The 19,886-nt window shown below is 68.6% G+C and carries 17 protein-coding genes, 1 tRNA gene and 2 pseudogenes; 7 read left to right on the top strand and 13 right to left on the bottom strand.

All coding sequences use genetic code 11. The features are described from left to right. Window positions 1-5 precede the first annotated feature (5 nt). From ASC79_RS08650 to ASC79_RS21030, 6 genes and pseudogenes are all read right to left on the bottom strand, one after another. Window positions 6-95 (bottom strand) — tRNA-Ser (locus tag ASC79_RS08650). A gap of 101 nt (window positions 96-196) precedes the next feature. Beyond that, complete coding sequence (locus tag ASC79_RS08645; protein WP_056023532.1) at window positions 197-637, bottom strand: PaaI family thioesterase; 441 nt, start codon at window positions 635-637, stop codon at window positions 197-199. Window positions 638-647: 10 nt separating this feature from the next. Continuing rightward, complete coding sequence (rraA, locus tag ASC79_RS08640; protein WP_056023535.1) at window positions 648-1,142, bottom strand: ribonuclease E activity regulator RraA; 495 nt, start codon at window positions 1,140-1,142, stop codon at window positions 648-650. A 100-nt stretch (window positions 1,143-1,242) separates the two neighbouring features. Continuing rightward, window positions 1,243-1,732: pseudogene (locus ASC79_RS08635) on the bottom strand (AMP-binding protein); the annotation flags it as partial. A 1-nt stretch (window position 1,733) separates the two neighbouring features. Next, window positions 1,734-2,356: pseudogene (locus ASC79_RS21035) on the bottom strand (class I adenylate-forming enzyme family protein); the annotation flags it as partial. A 1-nt stretch (window position 2,357) separates the two neighbouring features. Next, window positions 2,358-2,899: class I adenylate-forming enzyme family protein (locus ASC79_RS21030; RefSeq protein ID WP_235528871.1), on the bottom strand; the 542-nt coding region annotated here is incomplete at its 3' end. 383 nt (window positions 2,900-3,282) lie between these two features. On the opposite strand from ASC79_RS21030, the gene ASC79_RS08620 reads away from it, so the two are divergent. The 3 genes from ASC79_RS08620 to ASC79_RS08610 all read left to right on the top strand — a co-directional run bounded on the left by ASC79_RS08620 (window position 3,283) and on the right by ASC79_RS08610 (window position 6,590). Continuing rightward, window positions 3,283-4,758, top strand: a complete 1,476-nt coding sequence (locus tag ASC79_RS08620) for an AMP-binding protein (RefSeq protein WP_056027147.1) — start codon at window positions 3,283-3,285, stop codon at window positions 4,756-4,758. 228 nt (window positions 4,759-4,986) lie between these two features. After that, window positions 4,987-6,171 carry a thiolase domain-containing protein gene (locus ASC79_RS08615; RefSeq protein ID WP_056027144.1) on the top strand — a complete coding sequence of 395 codons (1,185 nt, stop codon included), beginning with the start codon at window positions 4,987-4,989 and terminating at the stop codon, window positions 6,169-6,171. Between the two features lie 2 nt (window positions 6,172-6,173). Further along, complete coding sequence (locus tag ASC79_RS08610) at window positions 6,174-6,590, top strand: Zn-ribbon domain-containing OB-fold protein (protein WP_156378510.1); 417 nt, start codon at window positions 6,174-6,176, stop codon at window positions 6,588-6,590. A 99-nt stretch (window positions 6,591-6,689) separates the two neighbouring features. On the opposite strand, the gene ASC79_RS08605 is transcribed toward ASC79_RS08610, so the two are convergent. Beyond that, window positions 6,690-7,274 (bottom strand): hypothetical protein, encoded by a 585-nt coding sequence (locus tag ASC79_RS08605; RefSeq protein ID WP_056027142.1) that lies wholly within the window; start codon window positions 7,272-7,274, stop codon window positions 6,690-6,692. Then, complete coding sequence (locus ASC79_RS08600; protein WP_056027139.1) at window positions 7,274-8,491, bottom strand: CaiB/BaiF CoA-transferase family protein; 1,218 nt, start codon at window positions 8,489-8,491, stop codon at window positions 7,274-7,276. The genes ASC79_RS08605 and ASC79_RS08600 overlap by 1 nt, the downstream gene beginning before the upstream one ends. A gap of 74 nt (window positions 8,492-8,565) precedes the next feature. On the opposite strand from ASC79_RS08600, the gene ASC79_RS08595 reads away from it, so the two are divergent. Both ASC79_RS08595 and ASC79_RS08590 read left to right on the top strand, forming a co-directional pair. Then, window positions 8,566-9,732, top strand: a complete 1,167-nt coding sequence (locus ASC79_RS08595; protein WP_056027136.1) for an acyl-CoA dehydrogenase family protein — start codon at window positions 8,566-8,568, stop codon at window positions 9,730-9,732. Beyond that, entirely contained in the window at window positions 9,729-10,511 is a 783-nt protein-coding gene (locus ASC79_RS08590) for an enoyl-CoA hydratase/isomerase family protein (protein WP_056027133.1), read from the top strand. Before ASC79_RS08595 ends, ASC79_RS08590 begins: the two co-directional genes overlap by 4 nt. A 149-nt stretch (window positions 10,512-10,660) precedes the next feature. Here ASC79_RS08590 and eda read toward each other — a convergent pair whose 3' ends face one another. From eda to pgl, 4 genes are read right to left on the bottom strand one after another with little or no spacing between them, the layout of a single operon-like run. Continuing rightward, window positions 10,661-11,278 (bottom strand): bifunctional 4-hydroxy-2-oxoglutarate aldolase/2-dehydro-3-deoxy-phosphogluconate aldolase, encoded by a 618-nt coding sequence (eda, locus tag ASC79_RS08585; protein WP_056027131.1) that lies wholly within the window; start codon window positions 11,276-11,278, stop codon window positions 10,661-10,663. Beyond that, complete coding sequence (gene glk / locus ASC79_RS08580; RefSeq protein ID WP_056027128.1) at window positions 11,275-12,252, bottom strand: glucokinase; 978 nt, start codon at window positions 12,250-12,252, stop codon at window positions 11,275-11,277. The genes eda and glk overlap by 4 nt, the downstream gene beginning before the upstream one ends. Further along, window positions 12,249-14,063 (bottom strand): phosphogluconate dehydratase, encoded by a 1,815-nt coding sequence (edd, locus tag ASC79_RS08575; protein ID WP_369817348.1) that lies wholly within the window; start codon window positions 14,061-14,063, stop codon window positions 12,249-12,251. The genes glk and edd overlap by 4 nt, the downstream gene beginning before the upstream one ends. A gap of 32 nt (window positions 14,064-14,095) precedes the next feature. After that, window positions 14,096-14,770, bottom strand: coding sequence for a 6-phosphogluconolactonase (gene pgl, locus ASC79_RS08570; protein WP_056027123.1), 675 nt, complete (start codon window positions 14,768-14,770; stop codon window positions 14,096-14,098). Between the two features lie 174 nt (window positions 14,771-14,944). Between pgl and ASC79_RS08565 the strand changes: the two genes are divergently transcribed. Next, window positions 14,945-16,012, top strand: coding sequence for a glycosyltransferase family 4 protein (locus ASC79_RS08565; RefSeq protein WP_056027121.1), 1,068 nt, complete (start codon window positions 14,945-14,947; stop codon window positions 16,010-16,012). A gap of 10 nt (window positions 16,013-16,022) precedes the next feature. Continuing rightward, complete coding sequence (locus tag ASC79_RS08560; protein ID WP_056027118.1) at window positions 16,023-18,173, top strand: amylo-alpha-1,6-glucosidase; 2,151 nt, start codon at window positions 16,023-16,025, stop codon at window positions 18,171-18,173. 43 nt (window positions 18,174-18,216) lie between these two features. Here the strand turns inward: ASC79_RS08560 and ASC79_RS08555 are convergent, their stop codons facing one another. Further along, window positions 18,217-19,881 (bottom strand): GMC oxidoreductase, encoded by a 1,665-nt coding sequence (locus ASC79_RS08555; protein ID WP_056027173.1) that lies wholly within the window; start codon window positions 19,879-19,881, stop codon window positions 18,217-18,219. Window positions 19,882-19,886: the final 5 nt, after the last annotated feature.

The raw sequence follows: 19,886 nt of genomic DNA, 5'->3' as shown, positions 1-19,886 counted from the left end.
GTCTATGGCGGAGAGGGTGGGATTCGAACCCACGGTACCCGTAAAGGTACGCCGCATTTCGAGTGCGGTGCTTTCGACCACTCAGCCACCTCTCCGGAGACGTCGTTCGGGCCTCGAATAGAGAGAACCCGCTGAGCGCGAGGCGCGGAACCTACTCATCCGCCCCCGCGAGATCAAGCGGCTGTTTTGCGATCTTTCAGCGCGGGTAGAGAATCATCTGCGTGCAGCGGAAAAGCGCGATGGCCTTGCCCGTTTGGGCGTGGGTGGCGACGGCGTCCCAGACCTGGGTCATGCGCCCGCCATGGACCAGCCTGGCCTCGCAGGTCACGGTCTCGCCCGCCTTGGCCGTGCCGAGGAAATTGCTCTTCAGCTCGATGGTCGTGAAGCCGACCCCGCCCTCGGGCAGCGAGATCCGGCAGCCGTAGCCGGCCGCCGAATCCAGCAGCGCGATGACGCTGGCCGCATGCAGGAACCCGTTGGGAGCCATGTGCTTCTGCTCGACCTTCACCTGGCTGCGCAGATAGCCCTCGCGGGCCTCCAGCACTTCCAGTCCCAGCTCGCCCGGCAGGAAGCCCTGCTGCATCGTGTTGAGGTCGTCGGGCGTGTTGGCGCCCAGGTTGGTGAAGGCGTCGGCCATGAGGCCCTCCTTAGTCGTCGTCCTCGTCGTCGGGGGCGGGCAGGACCGCGATCCCGTCCTCGTCGGCGTAAAGCATGTCGCCGGGCAGGAAGACCACCCCGCCGAACGCCACCGGCGTGTCGACCACGCCTTCGCCGCGCTTGACGCTGCGCATGGGATTGGTCCCCAGCGCCTTGATCCCGATGTCGAGCGTGCCGAGCACCACGGCGTCGCGCACGGCGCCGAACACGACGACACCGGCCCACCCGTTCTTCACCCCGTCGGCGGCCAGCATGTCGCCGACCAGCGCCCGGTGCAGCGAACCGCCGCCGTCGACCACCAGGACGCAGCCCTCGCCCGGTTCGGCCAGGGTGGCCTTCACCAGCGAATTGTCCTCGTGACAACGCACGGTGCGGATCGGCCCGGAAAAGGCGGTCTTGCCGCCGAGGTCGCGGAACTGGGTCTCGCAGACCTCGATGGTTCCCTCATGTTCGTCGCAGAGGTCGGCGACCGAGATCTGGCTCATGCGAGGGCCTTGCCCTTGTAGTCGTCGCGCAGTTCGCGCTTGAGGACCTTGCCGATATGGCTGCGCGGCAGGTTGTCGAGGAAGACCAGGTCGGCGAGGNCGAGGGCCTTGCCCTTGTAGTCGTCGCGCAGTTCGCGCTTGAGGACCTTGCCGATATGGCTGCGCGGCAGGTTGTCGAGGAAGACCAGGTCGGCGAGGCGCTGGGTCTTGCCGAGCTTGGCGTTGACCCAGTCCTTCAGCTCGTCGGCGCCGACGCTCTGGCCGGGCTTGAGGGCCACGAAGGCCACCGGGGTCTCGCCCCACTTGTCGGACAGCACGCCGACCACGGCCGCTTCCAGCACCGCCTCGTGCAGCACGATCTCGGCCTCGAGGTCGGACGGATAGATGTTGAAGCCGCCCGAGATGATCATGTCCTTCTTGCGGTCCATGAGCGTCAGGAAGCCGTCCTCGTCGAAGCGGCCGACGTCGCCGGTGCGGATGTAGCGCAGGCCCTCAGGGCTGTACCACTCGGCCTCCGAGGTCTTGCCCGGCTGGTTGTGGTAGCCGACCATCATCGCACCCGAGCGGCCGACGACTTCGCCGATCTCGCCNCAGGCCCTCAGGGCTGTACCACTCGGCCTCCGAGGTCTTGCCCGGCTGGTTGTGGTAGCCGACCATCATCGCACCCGAGCGGCCGACGACTTCGCCGATCTCGCCCTGCGCCACCTCGACCCCGTCCTCGCCGATCAGGCGGATATCGTGGCCGGGCAGCGGCTTGCCGACCGTGTGCAGCTTGTCCGGATGCTCGTGCGCGACCAGGCCGCAGGAGCCGCCGCCCTCGGTCATGCCGTAATACTCGATCAGCCCGCCGGGCCAGCGTTTGAGCACATCGGCCTTGATCTCCGGCGAGAACGGCGCGGAGGTCGAGAACTTCATCCTGAAGCTCGACAGGTCGTAGCTGTCGAAGTCCGGCCGCTCCATCAGCCGGCGGTACTGCACCGGCACCAGCATGGCGTGGGTGGCGCGGTGCTTTTCCGACAGTTTCAGGAACTGCTCGGCGTCGAACTTGGGCATCAGCACCGCCGTGCCGCCGTTCGAGATCGTCGGCAGGTACGAGACCAGCGTCGTGTTCGAATAGAGCGGCGTCGAGATCATCGTCACCGACTCGGCCGGATAGACGCCGCGGCGGATCTGGCCCCAGCGCATCCGGTGCGGCTGGACGATGCCCTTCGGCGNTAGAGCGGCGTCGAGATCATCGTCACCGACTCGGCCGGATAGACGCCGCGGCGGATCTGGCCCCAGCGCATCCGGTGCGGCTGGACGATGCCCTTCGGCGCGCCGGTCGTGCCCGACGAGTAGATGATGTTGAAGCCCTGGTCGGGGTCGACCTCGACCGGCTCGGGCTTGGAGCCCTTCGGCGCCAGCCAGTCGTCAAACGCGATCCCRGCGTCCGACCCGTCCAGCGCCACCCGCTTGGCGGTGATCTGATCGGCGACRCCTTCCAGTTGCTTGGCGACGCCGGCGTCGAGGAAGAACACCTTCGCGCCCGAGTCGCTCAGCATCATCACCAGGCTCTCGGGCGTCGACGACGGCGCCAGCGGCGCCACGATCGCCCCGGCCCGCAGGATCCCRAAGAAGCTCGCGCCGTACTCGGCGCTGGTCGTCGCGCAGATCGCCGCCACGTCGGCCTTGCCCACGCCCTCGCGCTGCAGCGCCACGGCGATGCGGTCCATCAGCTCGTCCAGCTCGGCGTAGGAGATCGTCCGCCGCGCATCCACCAGCGCCGGCTTGTCCTTCAGCTCGACCGCCTGCGCGCNGGCGATGCGGTCCATCAGCTCGTCCAGCTCGGCGTAGGAGATCGTCCGCCGCGCATCCACCAGCGCCGGCTTGTCCTTCAGCTCGACCGCCTGCGCGCGGATCACGTCGGCCAAAGTCCCGAATTCCTGGGTGAGCAGTTCTTCCACGGACATGGACGTCTCCCTCTCAAACACTTGTACGAACCCCTAAAGCCCGAAATGGCGACATCCGCAATCGGCGCTTGCTTCGCAAGGCTTCCGCAAAGGAAACTGTCGCCATCCGCCATCGCATTCCGGCGGAGCTACATTCTTCGATCGAAGGGCCGTCAGAGCCCGATCCATTTCCAGGGGACGGAAACCAAGCCATGTCCGATGAGATGATTTCGCTCGGCGCCAAGCTGAAGCAGCTGGCCGAGCTGAAGCCGAACGCGCCCGCCGTGACCTGCGGCGACACCACTCTGACCTATGATCAGTTTCACAAGCTTTCCAACCGCGCGGCCCGCGGGCTGGCGGCCAAGGGCGTCAAGTTCGGCGACCTCGTCACCCTGGGCCTGCCCAACTCCACCGACTTCGCCGTGGCGTGCTGGGCGATCTGGAAGCTGGGCGCCACGCCCCAGCCGATCTCCTTCCGCCTGCCCAAGGGCGAGCTGGAGGCGATCATGGAACTGGCCAACACGCCCGTGGTGATCGCCCAGTTCGAGCATCAGATCGACCGGCCGCTGCTGTCAGTCCCCGATCTGCTGGCGCTCTCGGACGACGACAGCGACCTGCCCGACGCCATCGCGCCGGTCTCGAAGGCCCCGACCAGCGGCGGCTCCACGGGCCGCCCCAAGCTGATCCTGTCGGGCCAGCCCGGCGTCACAGCCAAGGAAACCCCGGAGGTCGGCGGCTGGCGGCTGAAGCCCTCGTCGGTCGCCCTGCTGCCGGCGCCGCTCTACCACAACGCCGGCTTCGGCATGATGATGTCGGCCTTCAGCGTCGGCTGCCACATGGTGTTGATGCCGCGGTTCGAAGCAGAGGCGACCCTGGCGGAGATCCAGCGCAACAAGGCGACCTGGATCTATCTGGTCCCGACCATGATGAACCGCATCTGGCACCTGCCCGAAGAGGTTCGCGCCAAGTACGACCTCTCCTCGCTGGAGACGCTCTGGCATCTGGCCGCGCCCTGCCCGGCCTGGCTGAAAGAAGCCTTCATCCACTGGGTCGGTCCCGAGACGGTGATGGAGCTCTATGCCGGCACCGAGGCTCAGGCGGTCACCACGATCTCAGGCGCCGAGTGGCTGGAGCATCGCGGCTCGGTCGGCAAGGTCACGGTCGGCGAGATGGTCGCCGTCAGCGACGACGGGACGTTCCTGCCCGCGCGCGAGGTCGGCGAGATCTTCATGCGCCGCCCCGAAGGCGCGCCGCCCTCCTACAAGTACATCGGCGCCACGGCCAAGGTCCTGCCCGGCGGCTGGGAGAGCCTGGGCGACATCGGCTGGTTCGACGAAGACGGCTATCTTTACCTGGCCGACCGGCGCACCGACATGATCCTGGTCGGCGGCTCCAACGTCTATCCGGCCGAGATCGAGGCGGCGCTGGAGGAACATCCGGACGTGCAGTCCTGCGCGGTGATCGGCTTCCCCGATGACGACCTCGGCAACAAGATCCACGCCATCGTCCAGACCAAGGGCTCGCGCGACGAGGCCTCGCTGCGCGCGCATCTGGCGGCCAAGCTCGTCACCTACAAGCAGCCGCGAAGCTATGAGTTCGTCGACGAGCCGCTGCGCGACGACGCCGGCAAGGTCCGCCGCACCGCCCTGCGCGACGAGCGCCTGGCGGCGATGAAGCAGCCGGCCTGAGCCGAGACGTTCCCTCTCCCGCCTGCGGGAGAGGGCTAGGGTGAGGGTCTTGCTGAGCTTTCAATCGTGCGGCCGAGAGCGCCGCGCAGCGGCGCCACCCCTCCCCCTACCCTCTCCCCTTAAAGGGGCGAGGGATCCCATTCGCCTCAAGGCAGCAACGGTTGCCGTCCATGCTGCACCGCGATAAGCCAGCTTCCATTCTTCCAAAGATAATTTCCGGGGAAACGCATGAGCATAAAAGGCAAGGCCTACATCATGGGGGCGTACGAGCATCCGCTCCGCGACGCGCCCGACAAGTCGACCCCGCAACTCCACGCCGAATGCGCCAAGGGCGCGCTGGAGGACGCGGGTCTGACCAAGGACGACATCGACGGCTACTTCTGCGCCGGCGACGCCCCCGGCTTCGGCGCCATGTCGATGATCGACTACATGGGCCTGCGCAACGTGCGCCACATGGACTCCACCGAGACCGGCGGTTCGTCCTACCTGCTGCACGTCGGCCACGCCGCCCAGGCGATCGCCGAGGGCAAGTGCTCGGTGGCCCTGATCACCCTCGCCGGCCGTCCGCGCCAGAACAAGTTCTTCGGCGGCGGCGCGGGCAAGCCCGGCCAGCTGACCGACGGCCCGCCCGAGGCCGGCTATGAGAACATCTACGGCGGCTCGACCCACAACACCTACGGCATGTGCGCCATGCGCCACATGTACGAGTACGGCACCACCTCCGAGCAACTCGCCTGGATCAAGGTCGCCGCCAGCCACCACGCCCAGTACAACCCGCACGCCTTCCTCAAGGACGTGGTCACGGTCGAGCAGGTCGTGAACTCGCGGATGATCTCCGACCCGCTGCATCTGCTGGACTGCTGCGTCGTCACCGATGGCGGCGGCGCGCTGATCGTGGTCAGCCCTGAGGTCGCCAAGACCCTCAACCGCCCCAAGGTGAAGATCATGGGCGCCGGCGAGTCCCCCAAGGGCCCGATGGGCGGCCGCGGCCTCGACCTCACCCATTCGGGCGCGGTCTGGTCCGGCCCGATCGCCTTCGGCGAGGCCGGCGTGACGCCGTCCGACATCAAGTACGCCTCGATCTACGACAGCTTCACCATCACGGTGCTGATGCAGCTCGAGGACCTCGGCTTCTGCGAGAAGGGCCAGGGCGGCAAGTTCGTCGCCGACGGCAACCTGATCTCGGGCGTCGGCAAGCTGCCGTTCAACACCGACGGCGGCGGGCTCTGCAACAACCACCCGACCAACCGTGGCGGCATCACCAAGGTCATCGAGGCGGTGCGCCAGCTCCGCGGCGAGGCTCACCCCAAGGTGCAGGTCCCGAACTGCGACATCGCGCTGGCCCACGGCACGGGCGGCTCGCTCGGCACGCGCCACGGCGCGGCGACCCTCATCATGGAACGGGAGGCCTAAGCATGACCGACGTCCAAGACCGCCCCGCCCTCATGACCCGACAGATCCCGGCCCCGGCCGTCACGATCGAAAGCAAGCCCTTCTGGGATGCGGCCGCCGAGGGCAAGTTCCTCATCAAGCGCTGCAACGATTGCGGCGAGGCCCACTGGTATCCGCGCGCGCTCTGCCCGTTCTGCTTCTCCGACAAGACCGAGTGGGAAGAGAGCCCGGGCGAAGGCGTGATCTACAGCTACAGCGTCATGCATCGCTCGCCGTCCGGCCCCTACGCCATCGGCTACGTGACGCTGAACGAAGGACCCGCGGTGCTCACCAACTTCGTCGACGTGGCGCCCGACGGGCTCTCCATCGGCCAGAAGGTCAAGGTGAAGTTCCAGCCGACCGAGAACGGGCCCCCGGTCCCGGTGTTCTCGCCGGTCTAGGGCCGGCCCAAAGGTGTCATCCCGGAAGCCGCGTAGCGGCTGTCCGGGACCCATTCACGCCGAGCGCGGCCGGCTGGCAAGGTCGAGCCGCCTTCTGCTCTATCCGGTGTTCATGGGTCCCGGTCTTGCTTCGCAAACCGGGATGACACTCTGAGTCAGCCTGCCCGCCAGCCGCTCCGCCTCGCGCGGATGGCGCAGGCGATGGACCTGCAGATGCGCAAACCTCGGGTCCATGATCCGCGCGCCGTATTCCGCCCGCCGCCGCGCCCAGGTGTCCCAGGCCCAGCGGATCGGGTGATCCTTGCTCAGCCACATCCGCCAGTCCTCGCGGTTGCCGGTCCCCGGCCACAGCTCCGTGCGATCGAGAGCGCGCAGGACCGAGCGCCTGATCACCCGCGGCATGATCACGCTGCGCTCATAGTCCAGCCACACCAGATGCGTCGCCCGCCTCCAGACGATGTCGCGCACTTTGCCGTAGTTGCCGTCGCTGACCCAGGCGTCCTGGCCGACCGCCTCGCTGACGCGGCGGACGAACTCCTCCGGGTCGTGGCTGTTGAGATCCTTCCAGCCGGCCTGCCAGTTGATCGCGTCCAGTTCGATGTGCGGCAGGCCCAAGGTCGCGGCCAACCGCTTGGCCAGGGTCGACTTGCCCGACCCCGAACTGCCGACCACCGCGACCCGCATCAGGCGTCCTGCGTCTCCGCGATCTCGGCCAGCACCTCGTCGGTGTGCTCGCCCAGGCGCGGCGGGTGGCGGCGGATGTTCGACGGCGTGCCCGTGAACTTCACCGGCGGCTTCATCGCCACATAGGTCCCGGCCTGCGGATGGTCGTAGCGCTGGAAGAACTCGACCGCCTTCAGGTGCGGATCATCGGGCAGGTCGTCCAGGCGATTGGTCCGCGTCACCGGGATCGACAGCGGCTTGAGCAGGTCCAGCCATTCGTCCGTGGTCTTGGTCACCGTCACCGTCTCGACCAGGGCGTAGAGCTCGTGGATGTTCTTGCCGCGCTCCAGGCCCTGGAAGCGCGGATCCTTGCCGAAGGTCTCACCCCAGCCGGCGACGTCGAAGAAGATGTCCCACTGCTTGTCCGTATAGGGCAGCAGGCCGATGTAGCCGTCCTTGGTCTGGAACGGCTTGCGGTGCGGATTGACCACCCGCTGATAGCCCCATTGGCCGGTCGGCGGGTCGAAGGCGTGATCGTACAGGTGCTCGACCAGGTTGAAGCTGGTCACGCATTCCAGCATCGGCACCTCGATGAACTGCCCCTGGCCGGTGCGTTCGCGGCTCAGCAGGCCCGCGGTGATCGCCTGACACATGAAGAGACCCGAGACCTTGTCGGCGATCAGGCTCGGCAGGATGCGCGGCGTCGGATTGCCGTCGGTGCGCGGCAGCACGTCGGCCAGGCCCGAGGCCGACTGGATCAGGTCGTCATAGGCCGGTTCGCCCGCATAGGGGCCTTCCGAGCCGTAGCCCGCGGCGTGCACATAGACGACGTCGGGCCGCAGGGCCTTCACGTCCTCGTAGGCCAGGCCCAGGCGCTTGAGCCCCTCATAGCGGATCGAGGTGGCGAACACGTCGCAGCTCTTGATCAGCGCCTCCAGGCTCTTGCGCGACTTCGGATCGGCCAGGTTGAACACCACCGAGCGCTTGTTGCGGTTGATGGTCAGGAAGATCGGCCCCAGGTCCCGCGGCCAATCCTTCGGGGTGTGCCCCGGCCAGCGCATGATGTCGCCGCCGTTCCCGCGGCCCGAGCCGGGGTCCTCAAGCTTGATCACCTCGGCGCCCTGGTCGCCCAGCATCTGGGTCGCATAGGCGCCGAACACCACGCTGGTGAGGTCGAGAATCCGGATGCCCTTCAGCGGTCCCGTGGCTTCGTCCGCCAGCTGCTTTACTTCCGCCACGTCAGGCCTCCCCTGTGCGAACCGCCTTGATATGATCGAGGTCGAACATCGCGCATTGACGCGGGGGAGGGCTAGTGGACTTCGCGCTTTCCGACGAACACAGGATGCTGAAGGAACTGGTGGCCCGGTTCGTTCAGGACGAGCTGATGCCGCTGGAAGCCGGGGTTCTGGCCCGTGAGGCCGACGGCAAGGGCCTGGGCATCAGCGCGGCCGAGAACGCGCGGCTCGACGACGTTTCCAAATCGCTCGGCCTCTGGGGTCTGGACGCGCCCGAGGACGTCGGCGGCGTCGACCTGCCGGCGGTGGCGATGGTCGGGGTCAACGAGGAGCTGGGCAAGACCGTCACGCCCTACACCCTGCCGCCGGACAGCCCGAACCTGCGCATGCTGGCCGCCACCGTGAACGAGCGCCAGCGCGAGGCCTATCTCGCCCCCTATGTGCGCGGCGAGACGATCAGCGCCATCGGCATCTCCGAACCCGGCGCCGGCGCCGACCCGGCGGGCATGCTCACCCGCGCCGTGCGCGACGGCGAGGACTGGGTGATCAACGGCCGGAAGATCTGGATCACGCGGGCCGAGGAAGCCGATTTCACCATTCTGATGGCGGTGACCGACAGGGAGAAGGGCGCGCGCGGCGGCATGTCCGCCTTCCTCGTCGACAAGGGGACGCCGGGCTTCAACGTGCTGCGCAAGATCCCGATGATCGGCGGCCAGGCGACCTACGAGGTGGCGCTGGAAGATTGCCGGGTCGAGGGCTGGAAGCTGCTCGGCGAAGAGGGGAACGGCTTCGCCCCGATGCAGCTGCGGCTGGGCACCCGGCGGATCGAGATGGCCTCCTGGTCGATCGGCATGGCCCAGCGGGCGCTCGACATGATCTGCGAGTACGCCCCGCAGCGGAAGACCTTCGGCCTGCCGCTCAGCGAGCGTCAGGCGATCCAGTGGTGGGTGGCCGACGCCGCCACCCGCATCCACGCCGCGCGGCTGATGACCTACGACTGCGCCTGGAAGCTGGACCAGGGCCGCGACGTGCGGGTGGAAATCTCGATGATCAAGGGCTACGCGACCGAGATGGCCTGGGAGGTCGTCGATCGCGCCATGCAGACCTTCGGCGCCATGGGCATGACCAAGGAGCTGCCGCTGCAGCTGATGGCCAGCCGCCTGCGCACCATGCGAATCTACGACGGCCCCACCGAAGTTCATAAATGGGTGGTGGCCCGCAACCTGATGGGATCGAGACGATGAAGACGGCTTACGGCGACCACCTGACGCTCACCACCGAGGGCCATGTGGCGACGGTGATCATCGACCGTCCGCCCAGCAACCACGTCTCGGTCGACCTGATGCGCGACCTGGCCGATTGCCTGGAAGCGATGGACCGCGACAACAACATCCGCGCGGTTGTGCTCGGCTCGGCCGGCAAGGCGTTCTGCGCCGGCGCCGATCTGGTCTCGCCGACCGGCATCGGCGGCACCGGTATGAGCGGCATCGACAGCCTCTACGAACAGGCCGTCCGGCTGTTCGCGGTCGAGACCCCGATCATCGCCGCCGTGCAGGGCGCCGCCGTCGGCGCCGGGCTGGGCCTGGCGCTGGTCGCCGACTTCCGCGTCGTCGCGCCCGAGGCGCGCTTCTCGGCCAACTTCGTGAAGCTGGGCTTCCATCCGGGCTTTGGCCTGACCCATACCCTGCCGCGCCTGATCGGCGTGCAGCGGGCCAACCTGATGTTCCTGACCGGGCGCCGCATCAAGGGCGACGAGGCCCTGGCCTGGGGCCTGGCCGACGAGCTGGTTCCACTGCACGAGCTGCTGCCGGCCGCTCAGGCCCTGGCCGCCGAGATCGCCGAGAATGCGCCGCTGGCCGTGATCGCCACCCGCAAGACATTGCGTGGGGATCTAGCTTCCGCCGTCCGCGCCCAGACCGCCCACGAACACGCCGAGCAGGCCATCCTGCGCGCCACCGACGACTTCGCCGAAGGTGTCCGCGCAGTGCAGGAACGCCGGCCGGGCGTGTTCAAGGGCCGGTGAGAGTCGGGGGCTCGCGGGACTCAGCAGTCCCCCTCACCCTACCCTCTCCCCAAGGGGAGAGGGATCGCGCCCGAGGGCTCCCTCGCCCCATTCATGGGGAGAGGGTTGGGGTGAGGGGAAGCGCTGCAAAGCAGCGCAATGCCGCCTTGCTATTTCTTCCCCAACACCGACGCCGCCTTCGCCAGTTCGGTGATCCGCGCCCAATCGCCGGTGCGCACCGCGTCGGCCGGCGCGACCCAGCTGCCGCCGACGCAGATCACGTTCGGCAGGGCCAGATAGTCAGGCGCGTTTTTGGCGTCGATCCCGCCGGTCGGGCAGAAGGTCGCCTGCGGGAAGGGGCTGGAAAAGGCCTTCAGCGCGCCGACGCCGCCGACCACGTTGGCGGGGAACAGCTTGAAATGGGTGAATCCGGCCCGCAGGCCGCGCATCAGCTCCGTGGCCGTGGCGATCCCCGGCAGCAGCGGCAAGGCGCCGTCGACGCCCTCGCCGTCGATCAGGCCGGGGCTGACCCCGAACCGCGCGCCGGCGTCGGCGGCCGCCTGCCGCGCCTGGGCGGTGGTGATGGTGCCGGCGCCGACCACCGCGCCTTCGACCTCGCCGGCGATGCGACGGATGCAGTCGAGCGCGACCGGGGTGCGCAGGGTCACTTCCAGGGCATAGAGCCCGCCCGCCACCAGCGCCTTGGCCAAAGGCACGGCCTGGGCCTCGTCCTCGATGATCAGGACCGGCACCACCGGGGCGAGCTTGAGGATCTCGGCGAGGGTCACAGCAGGTTACCTTCCAGTTGCTCGAGCACGCGCGCCGCGCCGACCAGCGCGGCATAGGGGTGCACGATCAGATACGTCGGGATGTCGCGGGTGTAGTCGGACAGCCGGCCCTTGTCCTCGAACCGGCGCCGGAAGCCGCCGGAAGCGAGACGGTCAGCCAGACGCGGGGCGATGCCGCCTGAGACATAGACCCCGCCGCGCGCGCCGCAGGTCAGGGCGATGTCGCCGGCCACCGAGCCCAGGATCTCGCAGAACCGTTCGAGGGTCTCCTCCGCCAGCAGGTCATCGCCCTTGTGCCCGGCCGCCAGGACCTCCTTCTCGTCCTTCAGGTCGGCGGCGACGCCGCGCACGTCGGCCAAGCCGCGGTAGAGGGCGTAGAGGCCCGGCCCGGAGAGAATCCGCTCGATCGAGACTCGGCCGTAGGTGCGGCGCAGGGAGGCCCAGATCGCCGCCTCGACCCCGTCATAGGGCGCGAAAGCCGCGTGGCCGCCCTCGCAGGGCACGGCGATGTCGCCGCGGTCGGTGCGCACCACCATCGAAACGCCGAAGCCGGTGCCGGCGCCCAGAACCAGCATCGGCGCGCCTTCGGCGCCGCGCAGGTCCGGCCCGATCAGCCGCAGGTCGTCGGGGTCGAGCACCGGTGCGGCCAAGGCCTGGGCGGCGAAGTCGTTGATCAGCTTGGCCGAGTGGAACTCGAAGGTGCCGATCAGCTCGCCCTCCGACACCCGCCAGTCCAGGTTGGTGAACTCGATCTCGCCGTCCACCACCGGCCCGGCCACGGCGATCGCCGCCGTCTGCAGCTTCTGGCGGCCGACCGTGGTCTCCAGATACTCGCCGATAACCTCGGTCAGCGCTCCGTACTCGGAGGCCGGGTAGGTCTTCGGATTGCGGATGCGCCCGGTGGAATCGACCACGGCGAGGCGCGCATTGGTGCCGCCGATGTCCCCGACAAGACCGGTGTAGATCGTCTTCACGCAACGTCTCCGAAAAGGGCGCCGCCGCCCTGCTCCGCGGGCGCGGCCGCCCGGCGCATCCAACCGAACAGCTCACGGCCATAGCCGAATCCCGGCTGGGCGACGCTCAGCTTCTCCCGAGCCGCGAACTGCGCCGGGTCGAGCTTGATCTCCAATGTCCCGGCGTGGGCGTCCAGCCGGATCACGTCGCCTTCGCGCACCTGCGACAAGGGGCCGCCGTGGGCCGCTTCGGGGCTGACGTGGATCGCCGCCGGCACCTTGCCGGACGCGCCGCTCATCCGCCCGTCGGTGACCAGCGCCACCTTGAAGCCCTTGTCCTGCAGCACGCCCAGGACCGGGGTCAGGCTGTGCAGCTCGGGCATGCCGTTTGCGGTCGGGCCCTGGAACCGGACCACGGCGATGAAGTCGCGGTTCAGCTCGCCGCGCTTGTGCGCCTCCAGCAGGTCGTCCTGGTCCTCGAACACGATCGCCGGCGCCTCGACCACCAGGTTCTCGTCCTTCACGGCCGAGGTCTTGATCACCGCCCGGCCGAGTTGGCCGGTCAGCAGCCGCATCCCGCCCTCGGGCTGGAACGGATCGGACGCCGGACGCAGGATGTCGAGGTTGAGCGAGGTCGCCGTTCCCTCGCGCCAGACCAGCTTGCCGTCCTCCAGGAAGGGCTCGCGCTGATAGTGGCGCAGGCCTTCGCCGGCCACGGTGACCACGTCCTCGTGCGCCAGCCCGGCGTCCAGCAGTTCGCGCACGACAAACGCCATGCCGCCGGCCGCATGGAAGGCGTTCACGTCCTCGCTGCCGTTCGGATAGACCCGGGCCAGCAGCGGCGTGACCTTGGAAAGCTCGTCGAAGTCGGACCAGTCGACCACCACGCCGGCGGCGCGCGCCATGGCGATGATGTGCAGGGTGTGGTTCGTCGAGCCGCCGGTCGCCAGCAGTCCGGCGATGGCGTTGACGATGGCCTTCTCGTCCACCACCGCGGCCATCGGCGTATAGGCGTTGCTCGAGTGGCTGATCTCGATCGCCCGCTTGGGAGCGGCGGCGACCAGGGCGTCGCGCAGCGGCGTGTTGGGATGGATGAAGGCCGACCCCGGCAGGTGCAGGCCCATCATCTCCATCATCATCTGGTTGGAGTTGGCGGTGCCGTAGAAGGTGCAGGTGCCCGGCCCGTGATAGGACTTCATCTCGCTGTCGAGCAGCTCGTCGCGGGTCGCCTTGCCCTCGGCGAACAGGCCCCGCACCCGCGCCTTCTCGGCGTTGGAGAGGCCCGACGTCATCGGCCCGGCCGGCACGAAGATGGTCGGCAGGTGGCCGAAGGCCAGCGCCCCGATCACCAGGCCCGGCACGATCTTGTCGCAGACGCCGAGCATCAGGGCGCCGTCGAAGGCGTCGTGGGTCAGGGCCACGCCCGTGGCCATCGCGATCACGTCGCGCGAGAACAACGACAGCTCCATGCCGGGCCGGCCTTGGGTGACGCCGTCGCACATGGCCGGCACGCCGCCGGCGAACTGGGCGGTGCCGCCCACCTCTTCCGCCGCCGCCTTGATGATGGCGGGGAAGCGCTCCAGCGGCTGGTGGGCCGAGAGCATGTCGTTATAGGCCGAGACGATGGCGATGTTCGGCGCGGTCGGATTGCGCATCCGCTGCTTCACGCCGTCCGGCTCGGCCGCAAAGGCATGAGCCCAGTTGGCGCAGGACAGCTTGGCCCGCCCGGGGCCGTCGTGTCGCGCGGCCTCCATGCGTTTCAGATAGTCCGTACGGGACTGACGGCTGCGCTCGACGATGCGGGCGGTGACGGCGGCAGTGACGGGATGCAACGCGACAGGCATGTAACTCGCTCCGACTCTTTCTAAAGGGTCCAGAGAACGCGCACCGGCGCTTTAGCCTGCTTGAGCAGCGCGTGCACGGGCAGACCGTTCCCCTTCTCCACGATGTCGCGCTTCTTCGCCCCGGAGATCAGCACCAGGATCAGCCGCGCTTGCAGGAGGGCGGGCATGGTCATGGTGACCCGCGCGATCGGCGGCGAGCCGACCCCGGCGGGTATTCCCAGGCAGAAACGCGTTCCGGCCGGATCCATGCCCAGATCCAACACCGGCGATCCAGGGATCAGCGAAGCGACGTGTCCGTCCTCCCCCATCCCCAGAAGCATGACGTCATAAGGCGCCATGGCGCGCACGTCAGCCTCCACCTTGTCGGCGGCGGCTTCGACCGTGTCCGCCAGCACGCTGATCGGCGTGAAGCGGGCGGCGGCGGCCGCGCCGGTCAGCAGGCGCTCGCGCACCAGCCGCTCGTTGGAGTCGGGCGAAGCGGCCGGCACGAAGCGGTCGTCGGAGAGGGTGACGGCGACCTTGCTCCAGTCGAGGGGCGCCTGCGCGAGCAGGTCGTAGACCGGCGCGGGCGAGCGCCCGCCCGTCCCCACCAAGCTGGCGGACCCTCGCTCGGCCAGGGCCTGGCTCAGCGCCTGAACGGTCGCTTCGGCCGCGGCCTGCGCCAGGGCCGCCGGTGTTGCATAGCTCTCGATCATATCTCGCCCTTAACGCAGCACCGCGCCGAAGGCCCCAAGGATTCGCGCCGTAAGCGAGGAAAAGCGGCGGCTGGCCGGAACCAGACCAGCCGGTTGCGAGCTTCCCCTGCGGCCGCAACGGCACGTCCAGCCGCCCGCGCGTCGCCGCTCGTTCCACAGACAGGAGGCCGCGCCATGAGGATCGCTCAAGTTCCGCCGCTCTACGAGGCTGTCCCGCCCCGCTTCTACGGTGGAACCGAGCGGGTGGTGTCCCACCTGACCGACGCCCTGGTCGAGCTTGGGCATCAGGTCACCCTGTTCGCCAGCGCCGAGGCCCAGACCACGGCCCAGCTGGTCAAGGTCCGCGACCAGGCCATCCGGCTGGATCCCGCGCAGCTGAAGTCGGATCTGGCCGCGCACATGTCGATGCTTTGGGACGTGCGCCGCCGCGCGCACGAGTTCGACATCATCCACTTCCACACCGACATGCTGCATTTCCCGTTCTTCGAGGACATGGCCGGCAAGACGCTGACCACCCTGCACGGGCGGCTGGATCTGAAGGACCTGCCCGGCGCCTACTGGCGCTGGCAGCAGTATCCGCTGGTCTCGATCTCGGATTCGCAGCGCGAGCCGCTGGCCTTCGCCAACTGGGCCGGCACCGTGCATCACGGCATGCAGGCCGATCTCTACAAGCCGAACTACGAGCCGGGCGACTACCTCGCCTTTCTCGGCCGGATCTCGCCGGAGAAGCGGCCCGACCGCGCCATCGCCATCGCCAAGCGCTTGGGCCTGAAGCTGAAGATCGCCGCCAAGGTCGACGCCGCCGACCTCCGCTACTTCCAGGAAAAGATCGAACCGCTGCTGATCGGCCAGAAGCTGGTCGAGTTCGTCGGCGAGATCGGCGACGACGAGAAGTCGGCCTTCCTCGGCGGCGCGCGGGCGCTGCTCTTCCCGATCGACTGGCCCGAACCCTTCGGTCTGGTGATGATCGAAGCGATGGCCTGCGGGACCCCGGTGGTCGCCTATCGCTGCGGCTCGGTGCCCGAGGTGATCGAGGATGGGCTGACCGGATTCATCGTCGCCAACGAGGACGAGGCGGTCGACGCCATCAGCAGGATCCCGAACTTGAACCGCCGCAGCGTAAGGCGCAGATTCGACGAGCGTTTCTCGGGCGTCGCCATGGCCAGGCGCTACCTCGACCTCTATGCCGGCCTGGTGACCGCCCGCCCTGAACGCGGCGTCGCGTTGGCGGCGAACGCCTGAGGTAACGCCTATGGATGATCTCGCGCCGGCCCCGGATGCGCCGGTCGAAACGGGCGAAACGGGCGAACCTCGGGTTCCGCATCGCCTCTTCGCCCTCAAGGACAAGGACACCTTCGTGGTGGCCGACGCCTTCGGCGACATCATCGGCGCGGGCGACGGCCTGTTCCACAACGACACCCGCATCCTGTCGCACTTCCGGTTGCTGCTGGGCGGGCGCCCGCCTTCGCTGCTTTCGGCGGCGATCGCCCAGGACAACGTGTTCTTCACCTCGCACGGGGCCAACCAGGCCCTGCCCTATCCCGGCGGCCCGGTCGGTCCTCCCGGCGTGCTGCACGTCGAGCGCAAACGCTTCCTGTGGGAGGAGCGGCTCTACGAGCGCATCTGCTGCGTGAACTATAGCCGCGACGTGGTGCTGATCCCGCTATCGGTGGAGTTCGGCGCCGACTTCCGCGACATGTTCGAGGTCCGCGGCCTGCATCGCGAAAAGCGTGGCCGATTGCACCCGCCCGTGGCCGACGGCCGCAGCGTGCGCTTCCGATACGACGGCCTGGACGGCGTCGAGCGCACCAGCCTGGTCTCGTTCTCCGATCCGCCGGCCCGCATGACCGGCCAGCGCGCCGACTACATGTACTCGCTGCAGCCCGAGGGACGGCTGGAGCTCTATCTGGAGGTCGGCGCCTCCAGCGCGCCGCCCCCCGACCGCCACCGCTTCCGCTACGCCGCCGCCCGCGCCCGCTGGGACATGCGGGCGCGCCGTCGCCACGGCGCACGCATCAAGAGCTCCGGCCGGCTGTTCAACGAGTGGCTGGAGAAGTCCCGCGCCGATCTGGCCCTGCTGACCACCCGCATGGAGACCGGCCCCTATCCCTATGCCGGCATCCCCTGGTTCTCGACCGCCTTCGGCCGCGACGCCATCATCACCGCCTGGCAGATCCTGTGGTTCGAGCCTTCGCTGGCCCGCGGGGTGCTGACCTATCTGGCCGCCCATCAGGCCGAAGAAATCTCGGCTTTCCGCGACTCTGCCCCCGGCAAGATCATGCACGAGACCCGCAAGGGCGAGATGCCGGCGATGGGAGAAGTGCCCTTCGCCCGCTACTATGGCGGGGTCGACACCACGCCGCTGTTCGTCGCCCTGGCCGGGGCCTATGCCGAGCGCACACGCGACCTGGTGCTGATCGACGACCTCTGGCCTGCCCTCACCGCCGCGATCCGCTGGATCGAGCAGTTCGGCGACTCCGACGGCGATGGCCTGATCGACTACAAGCGCGGCAAGGACTCCGGCCTGGCCAACCAGGGCTGGAAGGACAGCGAGGACAGCGTCTTCCATGCGGACGGCCGCTTTCCCAACGGCCCCATCGCTCTGGTCGAGGTGCAGGGCTACGCCTTCGCCGCCTACCGCGCCATGGCCAAGCTGGCGCACCATCGCGGCGACCAGGACAACGCCGCGCGCTGGGCCGCGCGGGCCGAGCAGATCCGCGAGTCAGTCGAGCGCCGCTTCTGGATGGAAGAGCATCAGTTCTACGGCATCGCCATCGACGGCCAGGGCGAGCTCTGCCGGGTGCTGAGCAGCAATCCCGGCCACCTGCTGTTCTCCGGCCTGCCGAACCCCGTCCGCGGCCGCAAGGTCGTCGAGCGCCTGCTTTCGGCCGACTTCGACACGGGCTGGGGCCTGCGGACGCTCGCCGCCGGCGAGCCGCGCTACAACCCGATGAGCTACCACAACGGCTCGGTCTGGCCCCACGACACCGCCTTCTGCGCCATGGGCCTGGCCAACTACGGCGAACGCGAGGGGGTGGTGAACCTCACCTCCGGCCTGTTCGAGACCGCCAACACCTTCGAGATGCGCCTGCCCGAGCTGTTCTGCGGCTTCCCGCGTATGGCCGGCGAACCGCCGATCGCCTATCCGGTCGCCTGCCTGCCCCAGGCCTGGGCGGCGGGATCGATCTTCATGATGCTGCAGGCCGTGCTGGGCGTCTCGATCGACGGCTGGAACCGCGAAGTGCGGGTCAGCGAGCCGCGCCTGCCCATCGGCATCGACCGGGTGGAAATCGACGGCCTGCGCATCGGCGAGGACAAGGTCGACCTGCTGTTCGAACGCACCGGCCGGCGCATCGACGTCCAGGGCCGCAGCCGCACCGGCATCCAGGTGCGGGTGCGGTAGCCGGGCGTCCGAGAACACATGGTCGCGCCGAGCCGAGGCTTCCCTACGAAAGCGCGCCCTGCTCCAGCAGGTCGGCCGCGTAGTTCGCAGTACGCGCCGAGAGCGCCATGTAGGTGAGCGACGGGTTCATCGAAGCGCTTGAAGTCATCACCGAGCCATCGGACGAGAAGAGGTTCGAAACCTCGTGCGCCTGCCCCCAGCCGTTGAACACCGAGGTCGCCGGGTCGCGGCCCATGCGCGCGGTGCCCATTTCGTGGATGCGGTCGCCCGGCGGCGTCAGATTGGCGCCGGCCTCCTCCCAGGGGGTGATGTCGGTGCAGCCGGCGGCGGCCAGCATGGCGGCGGCGTCGCGCGCGGCTTCGCGCATCATCGCCTGCTCGTTGGCGCCGTGGGCGGCCTCGATGCGCGGCAGCGGCACGCCCCAGCTATCGACCCGCGAGGCCGACAGCGTCACCCGGTTCTCGGGGTTCGGCAGCACCTCGCCGAACGGTCCCAGCGACAGCACCCAGACGCGCCCCTCGCCGTCGCCGCGGCGGATCTTGCGCGCCCCGCCCTGCATGCCGAAGCCGCGCAGATAGGGCTTTTCAGTCTCGGTGATCCCCGAATAGCGCGGGACATAGATGCCGGTCGGCCGGTCGGCCTGCCAGGGCTGATCCTCGAAGCCGCCGGGATAGGTGCCCACGATCTGGCCGCAGCCGACGTGGTCCATCAGGTTGCGCCCCACCTGGTCGCTGCCGTTGGCCAACCCGCGCGGAACGGCGTCGGAGCGTGAGTTCAGCAGCAGGGCGGCCGTGTTGATGGCCGAGGCGTTGAGGAACACCATCTTCGCTTCGTAGGTCGTCGCCACCTTGCTGAGCCGGTCGATCGCCCGCACGCCAGTGGCGCGCTTTGCGACCGGGTCATAGGTCACGCTCTCGACGATGGCGTCGGTGATCAAGGTCAGATTGCCGGTCGCCCGCGCCGCCGGCAGCGTCGCGGCCTGGGTCGAGAACGCCGCTCCCAGCGGACAGCCGTGGTGGCAGCGCACATAGCCCTCGCAGCGCTTGCGCCCCAGATCCATCTGCGGCTTGGCCACCCGGCTCAGGTTCGCGCAGCGCCCCATGAGGAAGCGCCGCGTGGGGAACGCCGCCTCGATGCGGTCCCGGGCGTCTTCTTCCACGCAGTTGAACGGGAACGGCGGCAGGAAGTCGCCGTCCGGCAGCTGCGGGACCTCGTCGTAATTGCCGCTGACCCCGACGAACGCCTCGACGTGATCGTACCAGGGCGCCAGGTCCTCGTAGCGGATCGGCCAGTCGACCCCGTGCCCGTCCTTGAGGTTGGATTCGAAGTCGTCCGGCGCCCAGCGATAGGACTGCCGCGCCCAGGTCAGCGAGCGCCCGCCCAGGTGATAGCCGCGGATCCAGCGGTACGGCTTGCCCTCCGCCTGCTCGTACGGGTGGTCGTGATCGCTGACCCAGAACTTCTTGTTCGAGTTGAACATCGCATAGCCGACCCCCTCATAGTACGGGTAGTGCAGCTTCTTCTCGTCATCCGGGATCTGGTCGTCGCGCCAGCGCAGCCGCCCAGCCTCCTCGTGGCTGTAGTCGGCGCCGTGTTCAATGTTCGGCCCACGCTCCAGCATCAGCACCTTTAGGCCGCGCTCGCACAGCTCCTTGGCGACCCAGCCGCCGCTGATGCCTGACCCGACTACGATTGCATCGAACGCCATCGCCA

Source organism: Phenylobacterium sp. Root1290, from assembly GCF_001425305.1.
Taxonomy (GTDB): domain Bacteria; phylum Pseudomonadota; class Alphaproteobacteria; order Caulobacterales; family Caulobacteraceae; genus Phenylobacterium.
This window is presented reverse-complemented; position numbering and strand designations above follow the sequence as displayed.

Bases quoted from the DNA above. Each gene is read 5' to 3' on its own strand.
- ASC79_RS08555 (WP_056027173.1), bottom strand. From the start codon at position 19,881: ATGGCGTTCGATGCAATCGTAGTCGGGTCAGGCATCAGCGGCGGCTGG.
- ASC79_RS08565 (WP_056027121.1), top strand. From the start codon at position 14,945: ATGAGGATCGCTCAAGTTCCGCCGCTCTACGAGGCTGTCCCGCCCCGC.
- ASC79_RS08560 (WP_056027118.1), top strand. From the start codon at position 16,023: ATGGATGATCTCGCGCCGGCCCCGGATGCGCCGGTCGAAACGGGCGAA.
- ASC79_RS08590 (WP_056027133.1), top strand. From the start codon at position 9,729: ATGAAGACGGCTTACGGCGACCACCTGACGCTCACCACCGAGGGCCAT.
- ASC79_RS08645 (WP_056023532.1), bottom strand. From the start codon at position 637: ATGGCCGACGCCTTCACCAACCTGGGCGCCAACACGCCCGACGACCTC.
- ASC79_RS08605 (WP_056027142.1), bottom strand. From the start codon at position 7,274: ATGCGGGTCGCGGTGGTCGGCAGTTCGGGGTCGGGCAAGTCGACCCTG.
- ASC79_RS08620 (WP_056027147.1), top strand. From the start codon at position 3,283: ATGTCCGATGAGATGATTTCGCTCGGCGCCAAGCTGAAGCAGCTGGCC.
- ASC79_RS08610 (WP_156378510.1), top strand. From the start codon at position 6,174: ATGACCGACGTCCAAGACCGCCCCGCCCTCATGACCCGACAGATCCCG.
- pgl (WP_056027123.1), bottom strand. From the start codon at position 14,770: ATGATCGAGAGCTATGCAACACCGGCGGCCCTGGCGCAGGCCGCGGCC.
- rraA (WP_056023535.1), bottom strand. From the start codon at position 1,142: ATGAGCCAGATCTCGGTCGCCGACCTCTGCGACGAACATGAGGGAACC.
- ASC79_RS08615 (WP_056027144.1), top strand. From the start codon at position 4,987: ATGAGCATAAAAGGCAAGGCCTACATCATGGGGGCGTACGAGCATCCG.